Source organism: Tenacibaculum sp. SZ-18, assembly GCF_002813915.1.
Classification (GTDB): domain Bacteria; phylum Bacteroidota; class Bacteroidia; order Flavobacteriales; family Flavobacteriaceae; genus Polaribacter.
Map to the genome: position 1 here is coordinate 3,232,745 of NZ_CP019335.1, position 17,867 is coordinate 3,250,611.

The following is a 17,867-nucleotide window of genomic DNA, read 5'->3' on the forward strand; positions in this document are numbered from 1 at the left end:
GTTTTTACTTTAAACTTATTTCCTTTACCATATCAACTACTTCTTCATTACATTTTAAAAGATTTTTATCCGATGTAAAATTTCCATAATTATAAATTTTCTCAATCCAAACTTCCTTAAAAGTATTCAGTGATTTTTTATCGGACAAAGTAATTTCTTTTCTATTTATAAAATTATAGAGCTCTGGATAGCAAATCAATATTTCCTCTTTTGAATAAACTTCTTTGTTTTTTTCTAACAATAAAATATTTTGTGAAATATAAAAAGCTAAAATTTTCCAAATGCCCTCATCATTTGTATTCTTCTGATTAAATGAGTTAAAGTTTGTAAAATCTAGTTCTTTTAACACTTCAATTTTCTTTTCAAAAGGATGAATTCCTTTGAGAATTGGTTTAATACTAACTCTTAAATCTGTTCTTGTTAACATTGTTATTACTGTTCTAACTGCCTTATATACAGCTAGTGTTTTATTTCTTTTCAATAACCTTTTAACTGGTAAATCAAAATATTGTTTATGGTTATTATAGGTATAATAAAATGCATTATTTAAAGAATCTATCCATGATTTAGTATAAATAGTATCTGTTAGAACTCCATCTTGAATAACCACAAAAATGGCATTCCAGCTCAACTCAAAATCTATCATTAATTGTTTCAGCTTAACCTTTCTTTCTTCTTGAGTCAAAGGCATCTCATTTTTTGGAATCTCAATAATTACATCAATATCAGTCGAGCTTTTTGATCCATATTGATAATAGCGAAATGGAAAATTATTTATCTTTTCTAAACTTGGTTTCATAATTTCTCTTTTTCATTAATTCAATAAACTTTTTTATATAAACCTGTAATACTTCAGAATCTTCTTTCTCTCTAGCTAAATAATTTTTCAAATCTGGATAATAATCAAGAATACTTTCTTTCGTGTACAGCTCAATTGATTCTAATAATGCTAATGTAATCCCCAATTGAAAAGCGATTGATTTATAGACTTCAGTTACGGATCCGTTTTTACCAAAATCTTCTACTCTATTTAGTTGAATACTATCTAAAAACATAATTTTATCACTTGTATTTCCTCTCAAAGCTGTTTTAGCTTCAACTCTATATAAAGTTCTTGTAAAGTAAGAAACTAATGATCTTAAACATCTTTCAATTCTTGCATCCAAATTTCTTTCTACCTTTTTACTTATTCTTCTTTCGAACTTTTGTCCATGTAAGTGATATGTTTCAAATAAAGCATTATTCAATTCATCTTCGGCACCTTTAAAAGAACTTTCAATTATTCCGTTTTGCACCACTGCTAAATTTGCATTTACTTTCTTACCTGAGTTAAATGCTGATTTTTCGATATATACTTTTATTATTTCATGATTTTCTTGAATAGTACCTAAATCATCAACAAAAAAGCATACATCTAAATCAATAGAGCTCTTTGAACCAAAAATTTGATACGACATTTCCATAATAGTCTTCTTTTAAAAATCTCCATAGAAAACCTGTAAACAAGGTAGTTGTAGCTTCTTTCTCCATAAATCAACAACTTGATTTCTATCATCTAGAATAAACTCTACGAAATACTTGTTTTCAATTTCATTTCTAAACAGTTCTTCTTTAATTATTGAATCCTTTCTTTTGTCTTTAGGGTTACGCATCCAAAGAGCGTCGTACTTAACGTCATATTTCGTTAACCAATTCTGTGTTTCGGATTTGTATTGACCATCTCTTCCTGAAAGTAATAGAATTTTGTATCCTAACTTCTGATAATTCTTAACCAAATTCACAATAGGTTCATTCGGTAAATCTTGTTCACATTTACTCCCGTCAAAAGGACTTCTATTGGTAATTAAAGATAATGTTCCATCTAGGTCACAAATAATAGCTTTTGGTAAACTTTCATCTTGCTTTATATAAACATTCTTTAATTTTTCTTTGGTTTTTAATTGTTTATCCATTCTTAAAATTACTTCTCTTCCTACAGATTTCTCTCTAGCCGCATCTCTTTTGATTGCCTCTTCAACATCAATTTCCATTAACTTTACCTCAACCTTTACATGGTGACCTGTTTCACTAGTATATTCTTTAGCAATTTCACTGATTCTATTAAAGTTTTTATCAGAGATATTTGTATCATCAACAATTACATGTTTTCCATCTAAAAGCGCTTCTTTAATCAAGAAATCTCTTGTTCTTAGAATAAACTTTTCATTACCCTGACTGAAATGATTTGCATCTAACATAGTTCGTAAACTATCTCTATTAATTCGTTTGTACATTCCTGGATTTTCAGAAACTAATTTCTTTGCAAATGTTGATTTTCCAGAAGCCGGAATTCCTTTTAATATGATTATTCTTTTCATTTTCTAATTTTTAATTGTTTTCGTTTGAATATGCTTTTTCAAACTCTGGGCGAATCATTTTCCAAATAATTGGATCGTAATTCTTATTATTTTTCATTGAGAACATTACGGCTGGATATGTACAAGTTTTAAAATATTCCGCGGTTTCTCTATCTGTTTCTAATAGTTTATATTCTTTTTTGGCGATACTTTCAATTGATGTAAACTTAGACTTCAATTCGAATTCGGTTTTACGCACCCATTTAAAAAACTCATCTGGAACATCTTCAATCCATTTCAATAAGCTTCCTTCTTCTTTTAAAGTTTCCCAAATAGTAATCGACGAAATTTGGGTAATAATTTTATGTAATGCTACATATTGTTCGAATTTTACTTTTACTCGAAATCCATTTTCGAACTTAATTACAAAACCTTCTTTATTATCCCAATTCAATCCTTTTAATTCAGCAATACTTTTTGAAGGATACACTTTTGGAAGTGGAAATCCGATGTTTAGTAAATTTTCCTCAATTCCTGTTTGAGTATCGATAATAGCTAAAAGAACCAATTGTTCTGTTTCTCCGTAATCAACAAGAATTCTATTTTCAGGATAAATAATTTCAAAAACATACGTTTTACTTCTATCTAATTTATCAATAGAACCTTTATACTTTGACTTTAAAAGTTCATTCGCTTTAATTGCCTGTTTGCTATTAAATGATCCTCGAGTAGCAATGAATGGCTCATTATGTAGCCAGTATAAAATTCCTAAAGAACCATCCATTTTTTCAAAAATTTCAAAAGGAAGATTCGGTAATTTATCATATCCAACTTCCTCTACATTGAAAAACTTTGCAATTGGATTCGCTATAATAGCATACTCTGAATCTAAAATCAAACCTCGACATAGTAATGTTTCAGTTGTCCAATAAGCTTCATATTGAGCAGACTGCGTATAATTATAAATCCATAGATTTTCCTTCGGATGTTTATTCTTATGAATATATCCTTTTGCAATTGCTTCCTCTAATTTTTCAATGTTTAAAATTTTTGTTCCCATCTCATTTCCTTTTAATCTTTTCTTTTCACGTTTTAATTTTTAGTTGTTTTCTCATAGCATTTTCCCACTTACGGCGTTTTCTTTTTCTTAATCACACTGCAAATATTTTACATTATTGCGCGATGTTTTTGCGCAATAAAAATTAATTGGAAAAATTTTAAATTTTATTTGAGAGTAGAAAAGTCTATAAACAAGAAAAGTGCTGATTAGCACTACTTAAATGGTAAGATTTCAGTTACTATACCATAAACATTTTTCGTCCATCCGTTAAGATGTCCACGATTATTACCTATTAGTAATCCTCGTTTGTCGTTTTTACCTTTTACTAAATGTGTAAAACAATTTCCCCGTACTTTACAAAAAACGATATCGCCTTCTTTACAATCTTGCCAATCCACAGGTTTTAAAACCACAGGTTGTCTAGATTTCAAAATTGGTAACATTGAGTTTCCTGGTTCCTTAGAGATAATTGTTTCTCCATTCAATAGCTTTTGAATTTTCCAATTCATAATTATTTGTATTTAAATTAAACATTAATTCAAAGACTATTGTTGAACAAAAAGTAAAAGAACGAATAACTTTATTCCTTTTAAAGTCGGTATAAAATTAGTTTTTATTTTTGTAAAGCAAACTATTTAATTGAAAAAGTTGACTTTACAAGAACGTTTTACCGACTTATTAAGTCGTTTTACAAATGATACTACGTTGATTTCTTCTTTATGAAAATCAATAGAATCAAAGTATACTGAAAAACACAGAACTTACCATAATCTTAAACATTTAGAAGAACTATTCTCTTATTTTGATGATTATAAAACTCATCTTGAACAACCTGATGTAGTAGCTTTTTCTATTTTTTATCATGATATCATTTATAACATTTGGAAAAAAGATAACGAAGAGAAAAGTGCAGATTTTGCCTTAGAAGTTTTGAGTACTTTAATACCAGAATTGAGGTTAGAGATTATTAAAGAACAGATTCTCGCTACAAAAACTCATGAAAGTGAACATTTAGATGCTCAATATTTAATTGATTTTGACTTAGCGATTTTAGGTCAGCCTTCTGAAGTGTATCAACAGTACTCTAAGTTAATTCGAACCGAATACAAACTTGTTCCTAGTCTATTATATAAACAAGGTAGAAAAAAAGTATTGCAACATTTTATTGACAAACCTTTTATTTATAAGACCGATACCTTTATTGCAAAATATGAGCAGCAAGCAAAAACAAATCTTAAAAAAGAATTAAACACACTTTAGGCATTGTTTTTGAAATGCTTTTTTTCATGAAAAGACTATTACTATTAATTGCTATTATTGGAAGCTTCTACAATGGAAATTCTCAATTAACTGCTGAGGAAGAAAACTACTTATCGGATCAAATTTTAAAAAGAGTAAATTCTCTAAGAAAATCAAAAAAAATTGCTCCTCTTGAAAAACATTTCGAATTAGATAGTGCTGCAAAATTTCATTCGAATTATATGTGTGAGAAAAATAAACTTACCCATCATCAATTAGAAAGGAAATTTGTAACACCAAAACATAGAATTGAAAAATACTCAAATGATTTTAAGGGATTTGGTGAGAATGTACTAAAATCTAGATCTATAAAACCTCCATTCACAAAAAGGAAGTTATCCTTACTAGCGAATTTAATGTTCAAGTCATGGAAAAACTCGGAAGGTCATTATAAAAATATGATTTCAAGAGAATTTTCACACTCTGGGTTTGGTTTTGCATATTATAAAAAAACAAAACAGATGTACGCTACTCATACTTTTGGAAAAAAGAGCACTCGTATCCCAAATCAACTTTCTGAAAATTCTTTCGGAATTGGTAGTAGCTATGACGACTGTCAAGAAATGTTGGATTACAGTAATATCCTAGCTAGTTTCGGAAATCGCATAAGTATTGAAGATGATGAAATCATTTTTAGATATCATAATTTTGAATACTTTAAAAAAATCTTTAAGGACGATAATGATGGATTGGCAGTAGATTTGGTTAAAAACGAGCAATTTGCTTGTAATAAGAGCAACACACTTGATGATTCACCCATTTATGATGGAATACTATTAAAACCAATTTATAAAGAAGAAATAATCCGCGGAAATAAAGCATTAAGTTCCTTTAGATTGAAAGTCTCTTTAGGAAAAGTTCCTCCGACATTCAATGCGACTGAATTTTCAGCAAATCTTATTTTAATTAATAATGGAAATAGATGTGACTATCGAGTTCCTATAACAATTCCACACTCGCAATACAGTTTAATCCCTATTGAACCTGAATTATTTGTTCCAAATACTCAATTAAAAACAGAAGGAACTTCTTTTGTTAAAGAAATTTATTTTGATTTTGGATCATCTAAAACCACATCCAATAGAATTATTTCAGACACCATTAATCAGAACAGTATTGAATCTATTGATATTAAAAGTTATACTTCAGTAGATGGTTCATATGCAAATAATAAGTATCTTTTTACCAAAAGAGCATCCTTCATTAAAAACTATTTACTTAAAAAGTACGGAAGAATTCAAAACAAAATTAAAATTGAATCTAAAGAAAACTGGGAGCTATTTGATTTTCAGTTAGAATTATATGGTTTTTCTAATCAATTAAATAATACTAAATCTAAAAAAAGACAATTTGCAAATACTAAACTAAAAAGTTTATTTAAATATCAATTTGGACAACAGAGAAAATCTAAAGCTCTTATTTATGAAAAAGGAACTTGGAATGTTTCAGATAAGAATCATGCAACTTATAATTTAATTGATGCATTACTTCATGATAACAGCAATCTTGCCAATGCAGCATTAATCGGATTATACAATCAAAAAAATGCGGGATATATTCTTGAACAAGATTTTATTCTGGATAGATTAATCCATAAAAAAGAACTCGTTCAAAACACCGCTGCTTTAATTGCGAAGAATATTCAGTTCTACCAAACTGATCTCATTATATATTACATTAATTATTGGATAAAACGGGCCAATGAGCTTTCAAAAAGTGCTAAAAAGAACCTCTTGAACTTGTATACAATTACTACAAGACAATTACTTATGTTCTGGGATGTTGATAATGAAAGACTCGCCAAAGTGTTACATCCAGAAAAAGTAAGAACCTTGTTCGAAGAAATGGAACAGGCAGAGCACAACAATACCTTATATTTAAATTATCATATGGCTATTATAAACTATTTCGCTCAGATTAATGACTATCAAAAAATATCAACGTCTTTTAATTACATTAGTAATTATTTTAGAAAGCAATCTTTAAAAATAGAAGACGATATTAAACTTGCTTTATTTTTTAATCAATGGAGTAGCTTTGATTTAACTTTAGAGTTATTAGCAAAACCTTATTTGAATGATCAATTAAATGAAGATGCACTATTTATTTATGCGCAAACATTAATGATTAATGACGGTTATTCTAAAGAATATCTAAGAGAAACAATTGTTGAAGAAGCTTTGAAAAAAAATAAAACAAGGTGGTGTGAATGGATTAAAAAAGATTTTCAAAATTTACGACATTCATTTATTAAAAATGCATATTGCAATTATTGTAAGTAACTATTATGGCTTCTAATAAAAACGCACTTATTCGCTACAAAACCATTGATCAATGTTTACGAAATACGATGCGTAAATGGACTTTAGATGATTTAATTAATGCATGTTCTGATGCTTTATATGAGTATGAAGGAAAGGATGTGTATGTAAGTAAACGAACTGTTCAGTTAGATATTCAAATGATGCGAAGTGATAAATTGGGTTATAATGCTCCTATTGAAGTTTATCAACGTAAGTATTATAAATATGCTGAAGAAGGTTATTCAATAATGAAAATTCCTGTTACGGAAAATGATGTTAAAGTAATGAATGATGCTATTCAAGTACTTCGTCAGTTTAAAGATTTTTCCTTGTTTAAAGAGATGGATGGTGTTTTAAAACGACTGGAAGATTCGGTATACTCTTCTCAAAAAAACAATAGAGCAATTATTCATTTGGATAAGAATGAACAGTTAAAAGGATTACATTTTATTGATCCTTTGTATAATGCAATTCAGAAAAAAATAGTTCTTGAAATTACTTATAAATCTTTCAAAGCTCGAAAAGAAAGTCAACTCATTGTTCATCCACAATTGTTGAAAGAATTCAATAATCGTTGGTTTTTAATTGTATATCACAAATCCGATTACATGAATTTGGCTTTAGATAGAATTGTAGCTATTAAAGAAGTATCGGGTCTTAATTATATTGATAAAAAAATCAGTGGCGACGAATACTTTAAAAATGTAATTGGTGTTACCGTTTCAAATTCAAGACCTCAACGCATAGAGTTTTGGATAGAAAGAAGATTGGCTCCTTATGTAATTACAAAGCCTTTTCATCATACGCAACGCGTTATTAAAGAAACTGAAGATGGTGTCATCTTTAATATCTTAGTTCAGCCCAACTTTGAATTGGAACGAGTTATTTTAGGGTATGGATCCTCTATTGAAATTCTAAAACCTCAGAAGTTAAGAACACAAATTCAAAAACAATTACATAAAGCGAGAAGTAGATATTATAATGATGATCTTGAAAAATAATGTATTCTAATTAAAAATTAGCCTCTTCTTCAAACAAATTTCATATTCCTTTTAAAATCTATGTTGAGTTATGCATTTGAAAAATATTCAACTATTTTCTATTTAATCGTAGCTTATTACGAATTTATTTCACTGAATTAACATAAAGAGCTATTTCAAACAAATTGAAAAGACTATTCAAGATATATATGATGTAAGATAACTAATAAGAGTTGTTAGAATAACAACAACATTAATCATCTAAGAGTTAAGTTATAATTTCATTATTTTATTTTAAATAAGAAGAAATAATGAATAAATTAAAAAGAACTCAATCTAAAAGTTGCTCTTATATTTTAAAGGCTTCATATTTTCATAGAAGTTATAGAAGAAAAAAGCAGAGATATGAAAATCAAAACTCATACTATAAAACTATCAAATATTTATCATAAGTATTTAGAGCAAAAACTAATTGTTAGAATAAGATTAACCACCAATGGTAATCATACTTCTATTTTGTTGATGTAAACTAGGATTTTCAAGTTTCTGCATAGAATCCATTCCTCCACGCATTTTATACTTTCTTTTAATCACTTTCTGAATAATTGGTTCAATGGATTTTCCCTCTCTTAATTTTGTTAATAGATTAGTTTCTGAATTTGAAAAAAGACAATTTTTAAGATTTCCATTAGCCGTTAAACGAATACGATTACAGGTATCGCAAAAAGGATTTGTTACTGAACTTATAATTCCGAAACTTCCTTTAAAAAATTTAATTTTATAATTCTTAGTAGTATCGTTTTTAGCGTCCGCTAATCGTTCAACATACTCTTTTTCAAACTCATCACACACGTTTCTCATAATTTCGTCATAAGAAATAATTTTTTCCTTTTCCCATTCATTACCATCAAATGGCATAAATTCAATAAAGCGAACAGAAATTGGAAGTTCTTTAGTGAGTTTAACAAAATCTATTATTTCAGTTTCGTTAAATCCTTTAATTAGAACAACATTTACTTTTACTCTGAATCCTTCATCAATTAAAAGTAATAAGTTTTCATATACTTTTTTAAACTGATCTCGTTTTGCGATATGTATAAACTTTTCTGTTGCCAAGGTATCTAAACTTATATTAACATCATTAACTCCATACCTTTTCAAAATGTTAATATGCCTGTCAATTAAAACAGCATTACTTGTAATTGACATTTGAACATTTAGTGCTGAAAGCATTTGAATTATTTTTGGAAAATCTTTTCTTAATAGTGGTTCACCTCCTGTTAACCGAATCTTATCAACACCATTTTTTACGAATACCTTTGCTATTTCATACACTTCTTCCGCCGTCATTATATGACTTTTTGGAGAAAGTGGCACACCGTTAATTGGCATGCAGTATGTGCAACGTAAATTGCATTTTTCGGTTAAAGAAATTCTTAAATAATTATGATTTCTTTCAAATGTATCTTGTAGTATGTTTAAGCTTTCAGACATTAATCGTGATTTCCACCTTTTAATATATTAAAAACATGTAATAGATGAGGAAAAACTGCATCCATAGATTCTTTTGCTCCATTAGTTGATCCTGGTAAAGCTAAAACCAATGTATCTCCAATTGTTCCTGCAACACTCCGAGATAACATAGCATAGGGCATTCGGTTTTGACCGTAATCTCTGATGGCTTCTTCAATTCCCGGAATTCTCCTTTCTAAGACTGGAATCAAAGCTTCCGGAGTTACATCTCGATAAGACAACCCTGTTCCTCCTGTAAAAATGACCAAATTATTCTCAGAAGCCCCTTCAATAGCTTTCTCTCTAATCTGTTGTAAATCATCAGGAATAATTTCATAACTAGAGATCACAACATTAGATTCTTCTAATTTATTAATAATTACTTTCCCTGTTTTATCTTCTTTTTTTCCTTCTACAATGGAATCAGAACAAACAATAACGCTCGCTGTTAATTGGGATTTATGTTTTATTTTGTAGCTGCTTTTACCTCCACTTTTTTCTAGTAATTTTATCGTACCAATTTCAACTTGCTTATCTATTGGTTTTAACATATCATACATAGTTAATGCAATAACACTTACTCCATGCATCGCTTCTACCTCAACACCAGTTTTGTAAATTGTTTTTACGATCATTTCAATTTTAACAGTTAATCCTTCAATGGTATAATTAACACCTGTAAACTCAACTGGTAGTGGGTGACAATCAGGTATTACATTGAATGTGTTTTTTACAGCTAGTAATCCAGCCGCTTTAGCAATTTCAAACACGTTCCCTTTTGGAACTAAATTATTCTCAATGGCATCAATTGTTTCTTGTTTACTCACTTTTAAAATAGCCTGAGCAGTAGCCAAACGAAGTGTATTTATTTTATGTGTAATATCTACCATTTACTAAGAATTTACTTTCCATTGATACGTTTGATCCTTGAATATTTCCTGTCCAAAAATTGGAACATCAGCCTTGATTCTTTCAACAACATATTCTAACGCCTCAAAAACAACTCTTCTTCTCGGGCTTGAAACAAAAACGAAAAGGCAGATTTCTCCTGTCTTCACTAATCCTATGCTGTGATATATTTGCACACAAGTCAGCTCAAACTTTTCAAAAGTAGCTTCTCTTATTTCATAAAATTTTAAATTGGCCATTTCTTCGTAAGCAGAATATTGAATTCCAGCAACGATTTTACCATTAATTTCATCTCCTCTTACTTGACCTAAAAAAATATTATGTGCTCCAATATTTCTTTGTGACTGGTATTTTTGAATAGAATTACCTATAAACTCAGCGGAAATGGCTCCTTCTCGAAATACATTATTTCTGCTCTTAATTTTCATTATTAATTATCCTAAAAATTACTATTTGTATTATTCGTAAATATTAAAACATATTAGAAACTTATAAAGATAAGATCTTTCTATCGCTCTATTTCATAAAATAATTTAATTAAATAAAAACCAACCATTGACTACTTATTTAATAAGTGTCATACAAGGCAATTGGAAGTTTAACAACTCTACAGAATAACTAGTTAAGCTTTTCTGATTTTTTTAATTAATGATATAGTTTTTCTAACGAGTAATTTTCGTTTATTCTAAATTAATCTAAAAATTCTGAATCTACATCCACATCTTTAATTTTAACAAGTTATAGTAACATTTACATACTTTATCTTCCTAAATACGTATGATTATTTTTCAGACCTAACTTTTATTTAGGTGTGATTTTAAACTAAGTTTTACTGAAAAATATATGAACAAAATGTTATTAGTAATTCACTATCATTTACTAATAGAAATTAAGTGCTGGTTTTAAATAAATATTTCATTAAGTAATCCTTTACTCTTTATTGATTATTTATGTGCATTATTTTTATTAAGGAGTTTTACATCTATCATACCATTAGAAAATATGATACTGTTGCTCTTATGACTTGAAGTTTATGCTTCAAATAGCTGTGAGATGGTTCAATCTAAATTGAAGTAGAAAAAAATATAAAATTGATGTTTAATCTATTTACTTTTCAACGTTTATAACTATTTCTTAGTAAAGTAATTGTCACTTAGTTTTGGTATCAACTAAACACTAACAGAATATCTTACTAGTTTTGAATTATTGATTTTATTGTAGCTCAAAAAGCTAGCCCAACTAAAATCCCAACACCTATACCAGCAGTTCCAATTAATATTTTTTCAAAAATGCTTTTACGTCTTTGACGCTTTCCTTCTTTATCGATAATATTAAGACTTTTTGTTGCTTTATCTAAGCTAGTTATAGTATAATCTAATGCTTTTTGAGTGCGGTCTAAAGTCTGTTGATTTCGTTCATATATTTTCAAGTCTAAACTATCTGATTCTTGAAAATTAAGTTTTAACTTCCTTTCTAAATCAATATTTCTGCGTAATGTTTCGGAATATTTCTCCACCAGTTCTTTAGTCATCTTGTCCTTATTAATAGTAGTTTGATAGATACTTTTCATAGCTAAAAATGACTTCTTGTTTACAAGATAAACTTCTGGCGTTTTAAATCTGTATAAACTATCTTTTTTAACTATTACAGGCTCTCCTATAAAATTTGCATACGAAGCTGGAATTTCAAGAATACGAACTGAATCTCTTGCTATCTGTCCAAAATTTGAAGCTTTAGAAAATAGAAATATCAGTAATATAATTTTTTTCATCATTTTATTTTTTGTCTTTGATTTTCTAATTAATACCGAAAAGTCCATCTAATATCAATCTGTCTTGGACTAACTTATCGTTTATTACTCTTATAGAATCTTTAATGCTTTCTAATTCTTGCCAATCTTTAGCATTTTTTCTTTTAAAATGAAATATTAATGAATCACGTTTATGAATAATAAAATCTTTTTTGGCTTTCATTTGTTCGAATTCTATTTTAAAATTTTCGAGCTCGGTTTTCGCGTTAAGCATATTATTCTTTGAAACTTTAAGTTCGTTTCGCACATTATCCAATTCTATTTCAATTATTTTCCAGTTAGAACTTGACTTAAACACTAAGTAACCTATAATTAACAAAATTATTATAGCTACTATTTGTAATAGCGTATTAATGTTATTACTTTTCATGAGGTTGGGTTGGTTAATTTTTGCACAAACTAAAATACTCGTATAACAAAACTAGCTGCACAAAATGATTAATTACTCTTGCGAACAAGACTTTTGTAAATTTAATATTTGTTTCTTATTCTATAGCTTAAATTTAAAGGGGTTTTACCCGAAAATTTTTGAGGGTTTTTATTGTTTCATTTCCTCAACAATTCAATAATAAGTTAAGAAGTATTGATATCTGATGTAACTCAAAAAGTACATCCATCTTAAATTATTATGACGTCTTAAATAGCACAATTAGTGATAATAAGAAATAATTGAATCGAATAATAATAATTCAAAAATTAAGCTTCTAATTTGACTACACATAATCTTTAATAATAGCAATACCTAAAATTCCTTTAAATATCGATTCATAAGCAACATTTTTTTATGCTAATAGAGAAATATTTCAACGGTATTCAGTGGGTTATCAAAATATAATATCTTTTAAATTACGAAATAAAAGCTTTTACCGAAGTACAGTTATAATGTATCTAAACGTTTAAACTGCTGTTAACACTATTTATAAATTTATTTTGTGACAATTAAATTGCGGTAATCATAAAATATTAAATAAAACTAAAATTTACTTTGTGAATCAAAAGAGTAAAATTTAAAGAATATTTACCTGCATTTATCAAATATTTAAAATAAAAATCCAATAGTTAAAACTATTGGATTTTCCTCTTTTTCATTTTCTTTTTTGGAGTATAGCAATTTCCCCCTCTATTTATTTCCTAACATTAGAATTTCATTACATACAATTTCGGTGATATATTTCTTTTCTCCTGTCTCATTTTCATACGATTTATAAACCAATCTACCTTCAATCATTACCTCACTTCCTTTATTTAAATAACTTTCAATAATTTCAGCAGTTTTACTCCAAGCAACTATATTGTGCCATTGTGTATCTGTTACCTTTTCTCCTTTTGAATTCTTGTAAGTTTCATTGGTAGCAATAGAAAATTTTGCTAATTTTTTACCAGATTCTAAAATGATTACTTCTGGTTTGTTTCCTAAATTCCCAATTAACTGTACTCTGTTTTTTAATGCGTTCATGTTATTTATTTTATTGTTTAACAGTTAAGACCTTGCCATTGAAAAATGACACTGCAAAGATGGACCACATTGAAAGATAGATTCGGTTGCAAAACAATTACTTTCGATTGTAAATATTTGTAGTCGATTACATTCAAATAATTTTATATATTTATGACCTATGGAAAAAAGAGAATGTTTAGAATGTGGTACTCCATTAAAAGGAAGAGCCGATCAGAAGTTTTGTTCAGATTACTGCAGAAATACTTACAATAATAAAGTTGATAAAGACACTAAAAATTTAATCCGAAACATCAATAATCGACTTAAAAAAAACTACAAGATTCTTTCTGAATTGAATTCAAGTGGTAAAACAAAAGCATCACGAACCAAATTATATGATAAAGGATTCGATTTTCAATTATTCACTTCACTTTATCAAACTAAAACTGGTAACACTTATTTTTATGTTTACAATCAAGGTTATTTGGCTTTGGAGAATGATCTTTTTTTATTGATTAAGAAGGAACTGTAACTATTTTATAAAAACAGGTACTAATAAAATAAAAACTGACTCATGGAACCATTTCTAATTCTAGTACCTATAATTTTCATTATTGTAATATGCTGCGGTTATTATTTTAATAACAAGCAATTTATCATTCGAACATTAAGAAAATTACCAAGTTCTGGAATAAGTGGTATTCGCACGAATCAATTAACTAAAGTAACAGGAAAAGCATTACATATTGAAAAACCTCTTATTGCTCCTTTCAGTAAAAGAGAATGTATTTTTTATAGTATAAAAATTGAAGAAAAGCGCAGTTCTGGAAATAGTTCTCACTGGGCTACTTTAGTAAAAGATGTTCGTTTTCAACCGTTTTATGTGCAAAAAAATGGAGAATATATGATTGTTAATCCATCTAAAAATCCAATTAATTATAAAGCTCATTTAGTAGTTGATAAGAAAGCTTCTTCTCATACATTTAAAGAAAGCACACCTGAATTTGAAGCACTACTTCGTAGTTATAATATTAAGAGTAAAGGATTTTTAGGATTCAAAAAAAATATTAGATATAGAGAAGCTATTATTGAAATTGGTGAAGAAATTACTGTAGCGGGTATTGCTAAATGGAAAAATTTAAAGGAACCAATTCCAAGCTATTCCTATTCAAAAATAGCTTCTTTAGAAAGCAATGAAAAACAAAAAATTATTATTACAGATTTACCAAGTAGAACAGTCAATAAAATACGATAGATTATACTACCATGAATTCCCTTTCATTTGTAAAGCTGCTTTTAAAATGTCTTTTTGACTAATTTGACCTACTAATTTACCATTTTCTACGATGGGAAATCTTCTTCTTTTAGATTCAAGAAATTTATTTGCCGCATCAAAAATATTCATGTTTCCATCAATAGTTTCTACTTCTTTCATCATCGCCTTTTGAACGGTATTATTCTGATCTACAGGTAAATTATAATATCTACTTTCTGAAATTTGTTTCATACAATCACCTTCGGAAATAATACCTATTAACTGATTTTGATTATTCACCACTGGCCCACCAGAAATCTTATTTTTTATCAAAATCTCTATAACCTCCACAATAGATTGATCCTCTTTAAAAGTAATTAAACTTTTCGTCATGTAGTCGGAAACCAATATTGGTTGTGAAGGTTTTGTTATAGTGGCGGCTCTTTTACCTTGAAAGCTTTTAATTCCCATAATACAAAGTTTTGATTCACTTAAATATACTGATTTATAGTTGTTTAAAAAATAAAATAGCTCTGTTATTTAATTTTTATATTTTTAAAATCATTAAAACTAATACGCTTAATTAATTCATTTTCACGATTAAGCTAAAGTGTTATACTTAAAAAGTATATCCATAGCTTACTTTGTAAAAAAATAATTGACTAATGAACACGACAAACAGAACGCTTACTTTATTTATATTAATTGCAGCTATATATTGGGGCTTTCACGATATGAAACCAAGTTATAACAATGAAAATATCATAGCTCAAGATGAACTTTCTGTAAATAATGCATTAAACCATTTAAAACGTATTGCTGTTAAACCTCATCATGTTGGAATCGATGAGCATAAAAAAGTTCAAACTTACTTATTCAAAGAACTCCAAAAAATTGGTTTACAACCCGAAATTCAAACTGCTACTGTTTTCAATAAAAAGTGGAAAGCGGGAACAACTGTTGAAAATATTATTGCCAAAATTAAAGGAACTTCTAATGGTAAATCATTAGTTGTGGCTAGTCATTATGATAGTAGTCCACACTCATCTATTGGTGCAGCTGACGCTGGATCGGGTATTGTAACGATTTTAGAAGGAATTAGAGCTTATTTGGCACAAAATAAAGTCCCAAAAAACGATATAATTATTCTCTTCTCTGATGCAGAAGAATTAGGACTATTGGGAGCAGAAGCATTCGTACAATATCATCCAGAAGCTAAAAATGTTGGCTTAGTGTTAAATTTTGAAGCTCGTGGAAGTGGTGGGCCTAGTTATATGCTCATGGAAACCAACGGAAAAAACAGTATTCTTATCGATGAATTTTTAAAAGCGAACCCGAACTTTCCGGCTGCAAATTCACTTATGTATAGCGTTTATAAAATGCTGCCAAATGATACTGACTTGACAGTTTTTAGAGAAGGTGGAAATATTAACGGTTTTAACTTTGCCTTCATTGGCGATCATTTCGATTATCACACAGTTCAAGACAACTATGTCAGGTTAGATAGATCGTCATTAGCACACCAAAAAGATTATTTCGTAAGTAATTTAAAACATTTTTCTGAAATTGATTTGTCCAAATTGAATAGTAATGAAGATTACGTTTTTGTTAATTTCCCATTTTTAGATTTACTGACCTTTCCTTTCAAATGGATTTTACCTTTAATTGTTTTTGCTTTAATTCTTACTTTTAGCCTCATAATTTTTGGAATAAAGAACAAAAAACTCACTATCAAAGGGATTTTTAATGGGGTAATTCCTTTCAAAGGATCAGTGATCCTCGTCACACTTTTTAATTGGATCCTTTGGGAAATTATACTTTTTATTCATCCCGGTTACCAAGATATTTTACACGGATTCACCTATAATGGTTATATGTACATTTCAGCTTTCTGTTTACTTGATATTTGGTTAATTTTTAAAATTTATCAGAAGTTTACTAAAGTAAATTCAGCTGATTTGCTAGTTTTTCCAATACTATTTTGGATTATTATTAATGTTTTAATTTACTTTTATTTAAAAGGTGCAGCATTCTTCCTACTTCCAACATTTATCGGAATTATTTCTCTCGCCATTCTAATATTTGGTAATAAGAAACCAAAGAATTTAATACTAGGTATATTAGCCATACCAACCCTTTATATTTTTGCGCCGTTAATAAAAATGTTTCCAGTTGGTTTAGGGTTAAAAAACCTTTTTATTTCTGGATTATTTATCGCTCTTGTTACAGGATTAGTTGTTCCTGTTTTTCATACAAAAAACAGAAAAAACTCTTGGACAATTTTGGCTGGTATCGGAGCAATAGTTTTCTTTTTATTAGCCACATTTAATAGCGGTTTTTCCATTGAAAAAAGAAAGCCAAATAGTTTAGTTTACATTCAAGATGTTGACACCAAAAAAGCTTATTGGGGAACTTACAATAAAACACTAGATAATTATACACAACAAATTTTCGATAAAAGTTTTTCTAAAGGAAGTATTGAAAATGCCGAAACTACAAACAAATACAGTAGAAAGTTTAACTATCAAAAGCAAGCTGACTATAAAGAAATTAAAACGTCCTTAATTACTACAAATAGAGATACTGTTGTTGGAAGTAATCGTTCCATTTGGCTAACATTGACTCCTCAAAGAGATATTACAACGTTTGAAATAATTAACAATAACAACATCAAAATCAATTCTCTTACTGCAAATGGAGTCAACTTATATAATAAAGTAACTGATTTAAAAAGACGAACCTTATTAACTTATCATTTAGGAAATCAAGATAAACAACTTGAACTTCAATTAGATTTCGAGAAAAACCAAGAATTGAATTTAATTATAAATGAAATTTCAAATGACTTATTAACGCATCCTAAATTCAATTTAAAGCCAAGAGAAGATCATATGATGCCAATGCCTTTTGTAACTAACGACGCCATTATTAGTAGCAAGCAAATAATCATCAACTAAATTTATTT

At 28.3% G+C, this 17,867-nt stretch carries 18 protein-coding genes; 6 read left to right on the forward strand and 12 right to left on the reverse strand.

The genetic code is table 11. The annotated features are described in order from the left end of the window. Positions 1 to 4: 4 nt before the first annotated feature. The 5 genes from BTO06_RS14605 to BTO06_RS14625 form a co-directional block, all read right to left on the reverse strand. The gene (locus BTO06_RS14605) at positions 5 to 799 is read right to left on the reverse strand and encodes a hypothetical protein (protein WP_100926008.1); all 795 of its coding nucleotides are present in this window, start codon (positions 797 to 799) and stop codon (positions 5 to 7) included. Further along, positions 771 to 1,457 (reverse strand): hypothetical protein, encoded by a 687-nt coding sequence (locus BTO06_RS14610; RefSeq protein WP_198517088.1) that lies wholly within the window; start codon positions 1,455 to 1,457, stop codon positions 771 to 773. The genes BTO06_RS14605 and BTO06_RS14610 overlap by 29 nt, the downstream gene beginning before the upstream one ends. An 18-nt stretch (positions 1,458 to 1,475) precedes the next feature. Continuing rightward, on the reverse strand, positions 1,476 to 2,357 hold the full coding sequence (locus BTO06_RS14615) for a phosphatase domain-containing protein (protein WP_100926010.1): 882 nt from the start codon (positions 2,355 to 2,357) through the stop codon (positions 1,476 to 1,478). Between the two features lie 10 nt (positions 2,358 to 2,367). Then, positions 2,368 to 3,396, reverse strand: a complete 1,029-nt coding sequence (locus BTO06_RS14620) for an RNA ligase (protein WP_100926011.1) — start codon at positions 3,394 to 3,396, stop codon at positions 2,368 to 2,370. 212 nt (positions 3,397 to 3,608) lie between these two features. Next, positions 3,609 to 3,905, reverse strand: coding sequence for a phage repressor protein (locus BTO06_RS14625; RefSeq protein WP_100926012.1), 297 nt, complete (start codon positions 3,903 to 3,905; stop codon positions 3,609 to 3,611). Between the two features lie 421 nt (positions 3,906 to 4,326). On the opposite strand from BTO06_RS14625, the gene BTO06_RS14630 reads away from it, so the two are divergent. The 3 genes from BTO06_RS14630 to BTO06_RS14640 are packed head-to-tail and all read left to right on the forward strand — an operon-like array spanning position 4,327 to position 7,999. Then, positions 4,327 to 4,656: an HD domain-containing protein gene (locus tag BTO06_RS14630; protein WP_100926013.1), complete on the forward strand. Its 330-nt coding sequence runs from the start codon at positions 4,327 to 4,329 to the stop codon at positions 4,654 to 4,656. Between the two features lie 26 nt (positions 4,657 to 4,682). After that, positions 4,683 to 6,977, forward strand: a complete 2,295-nt coding sequence (locus tag BTO06_RS14635) for a CAP domain-containing protein (RefSeq protein WP_157811877.1) — start codon at positions 4,683 to 4,685, stop codon at positions 6,975 to 6,977. A gap of 5 nt (positions 6,978 to 6,982) precedes the next feature. Next, the gene (locus tag BTO06_RS14640; protein ID WP_100926015.1) at positions 6,983 to 7,999 is read left to right on the forward strand and encodes a helix-turn-helix transcriptional regulator; all 1,017 of its coding nucleotides are present in this window, start codon (positions 6,983 to 6,985) and stop codon (positions 7,997 to 7,999) included. A gap of 465 nt (positions 8,000 to 8,464) precedes the next feature. On the opposite strand, the gene moaA is transcribed toward BTO06_RS14640, so the two are convergent. The 6 genes from moaA to BTO06_RS14670 form a co-directional block, all read right to left on the reverse strand. After that, the gene (gene moaA / locus BTO06_RS14645; protein ID WP_100926016.1) at positions 8,465 to 9,472 is read right to left on the reverse strand and encodes a GTP 3',8-cyclase MoaA; all 1,008 of its coding nucleotides are present in this window, start codon (positions 9,470 to 9,472) and stop codon (positions 8,465 to 8,467) included. Further along, the gene (gene moaCB / locus BTO06_RS14650; RefSeq protein WP_100926017.1) at positions 9,472 to 10,380 is read right to left on the reverse strand and encodes a bifunctional molybdenum cofactor biosynthesis protein MoaC/MoaB; all 909 of its coding nucleotides are present in this window, start codon (positions 10,378 to 10,380) and stop codon (positions 9,472 to 9,474) included. Before moaCB ends, moaA begins: the two co-directional genes overlap by 1 nt. A gap of 3 nt (positions 10,381 to 10,383) precedes the next feature. Then, entirely contained in the window at positions 10,384 to 10,827 is a 444-nt protein-coding gene (locus tag BTO06_RS14655) for a molybdenum cofactor biosynthesis protein MoaE (RefSeq protein ID WP_100926018.1), read from the reverse strand. 794 nt (positions 10,828 to 11,621) lie between these two features. Beyond that, entirely contained in the window at positions 11,622 to 12,170 is a 549-nt protein-coding gene (locus tag BTO06_RS14660; RefSeq protein WP_198517089.1) for a hypothetical protein, read from the reverse strand. Positions 12,171 to 12,195: 25 nt separating this feature from the next. Next, a complete protein-coding gene (locus BTO06_RS14665; protein WP_100926020.1) occupies positions 12,196 to 12,579 on the reverse strand; it encodes a hypothetical protein in 384 nt (127 codons plus the stop codon). Positions 12,580 to 13,329: 750 nt separating this feature from the next. After that, positions 13,330 to 13,665, reverse strand: a complete 336-nt coding sequence (locus BTO06_RS14670) for a single-stranded DNA-binding protein (RefSeq protein WP_100926021.1) — start codon at positions 13,663 to 13,665, stop codon at positions 13,330 to 13,332. 160 nt (positions 13,666 to 13,825) lie between these two features. Between BTO06_RS14670 and BTO06_RS14675 the strand changes: the two genes are divergently transcribed. Both BTO06_RS14675 and BTO06_RS14680 read left to right on the forward strand, forming a co-directional pair. After that, complete coding sequence (locus tag BTO06_RS14675; protein ID WP_100926022.1) at positions 13,826 to 14,179, forward strand: DUF2116 family Zn-ribbon domain-containing protein; 354 nt, start codon at positions 13,826 to 13,828, stop codon at positions 14,177 to 14,179. A gap of 42 nt (positions 14,180 to 14,221) precedes the next feature. Beyond that, positions 14,222 to 14,902, forward strand: a complete 681-nt coding sequence (locus tag BTO06_RS14680; RefSeq protein ID WP_100926023.1) for a GIDE domain-containing protein — start codon at positions 14,222 to 14,224, stop codon at positions 14,900 to 14,902. A gap of 6 nt (positions 14,903 to 14,908) precedes the next feature. On the opposite strand, the gene BTO06_RS14685 is transcribed toward BTO06_RS14680, so the two are convergent. After that, entirely contained in the window at positions 14,909 to 15,373 is a 465-nt protein-coding gene (locus BTO06_RS14685) for a CBS domain-containing protein (RefSeq protein WP_100926024.1), read from the reverse strand. Positions 15,374 to 15,567: 194 nt separating this feature from the next. Here BTO06_RS14685 and BTO06_RS14690 point away from each other — a divergent pair, with 194 nt between their 5' ends. After that, a complete protein-coding gene (locus BTO06_RS14690; RefSeq protein WP_100926025.1) occupies positions 15,568 to 17,859 on the forward strand; it encodes a M28 family peptidase in 2,292 nt (763 codons plus the stop codon). Positions 17,860 to 17,867: the final 8 nt, after the last annotated feature.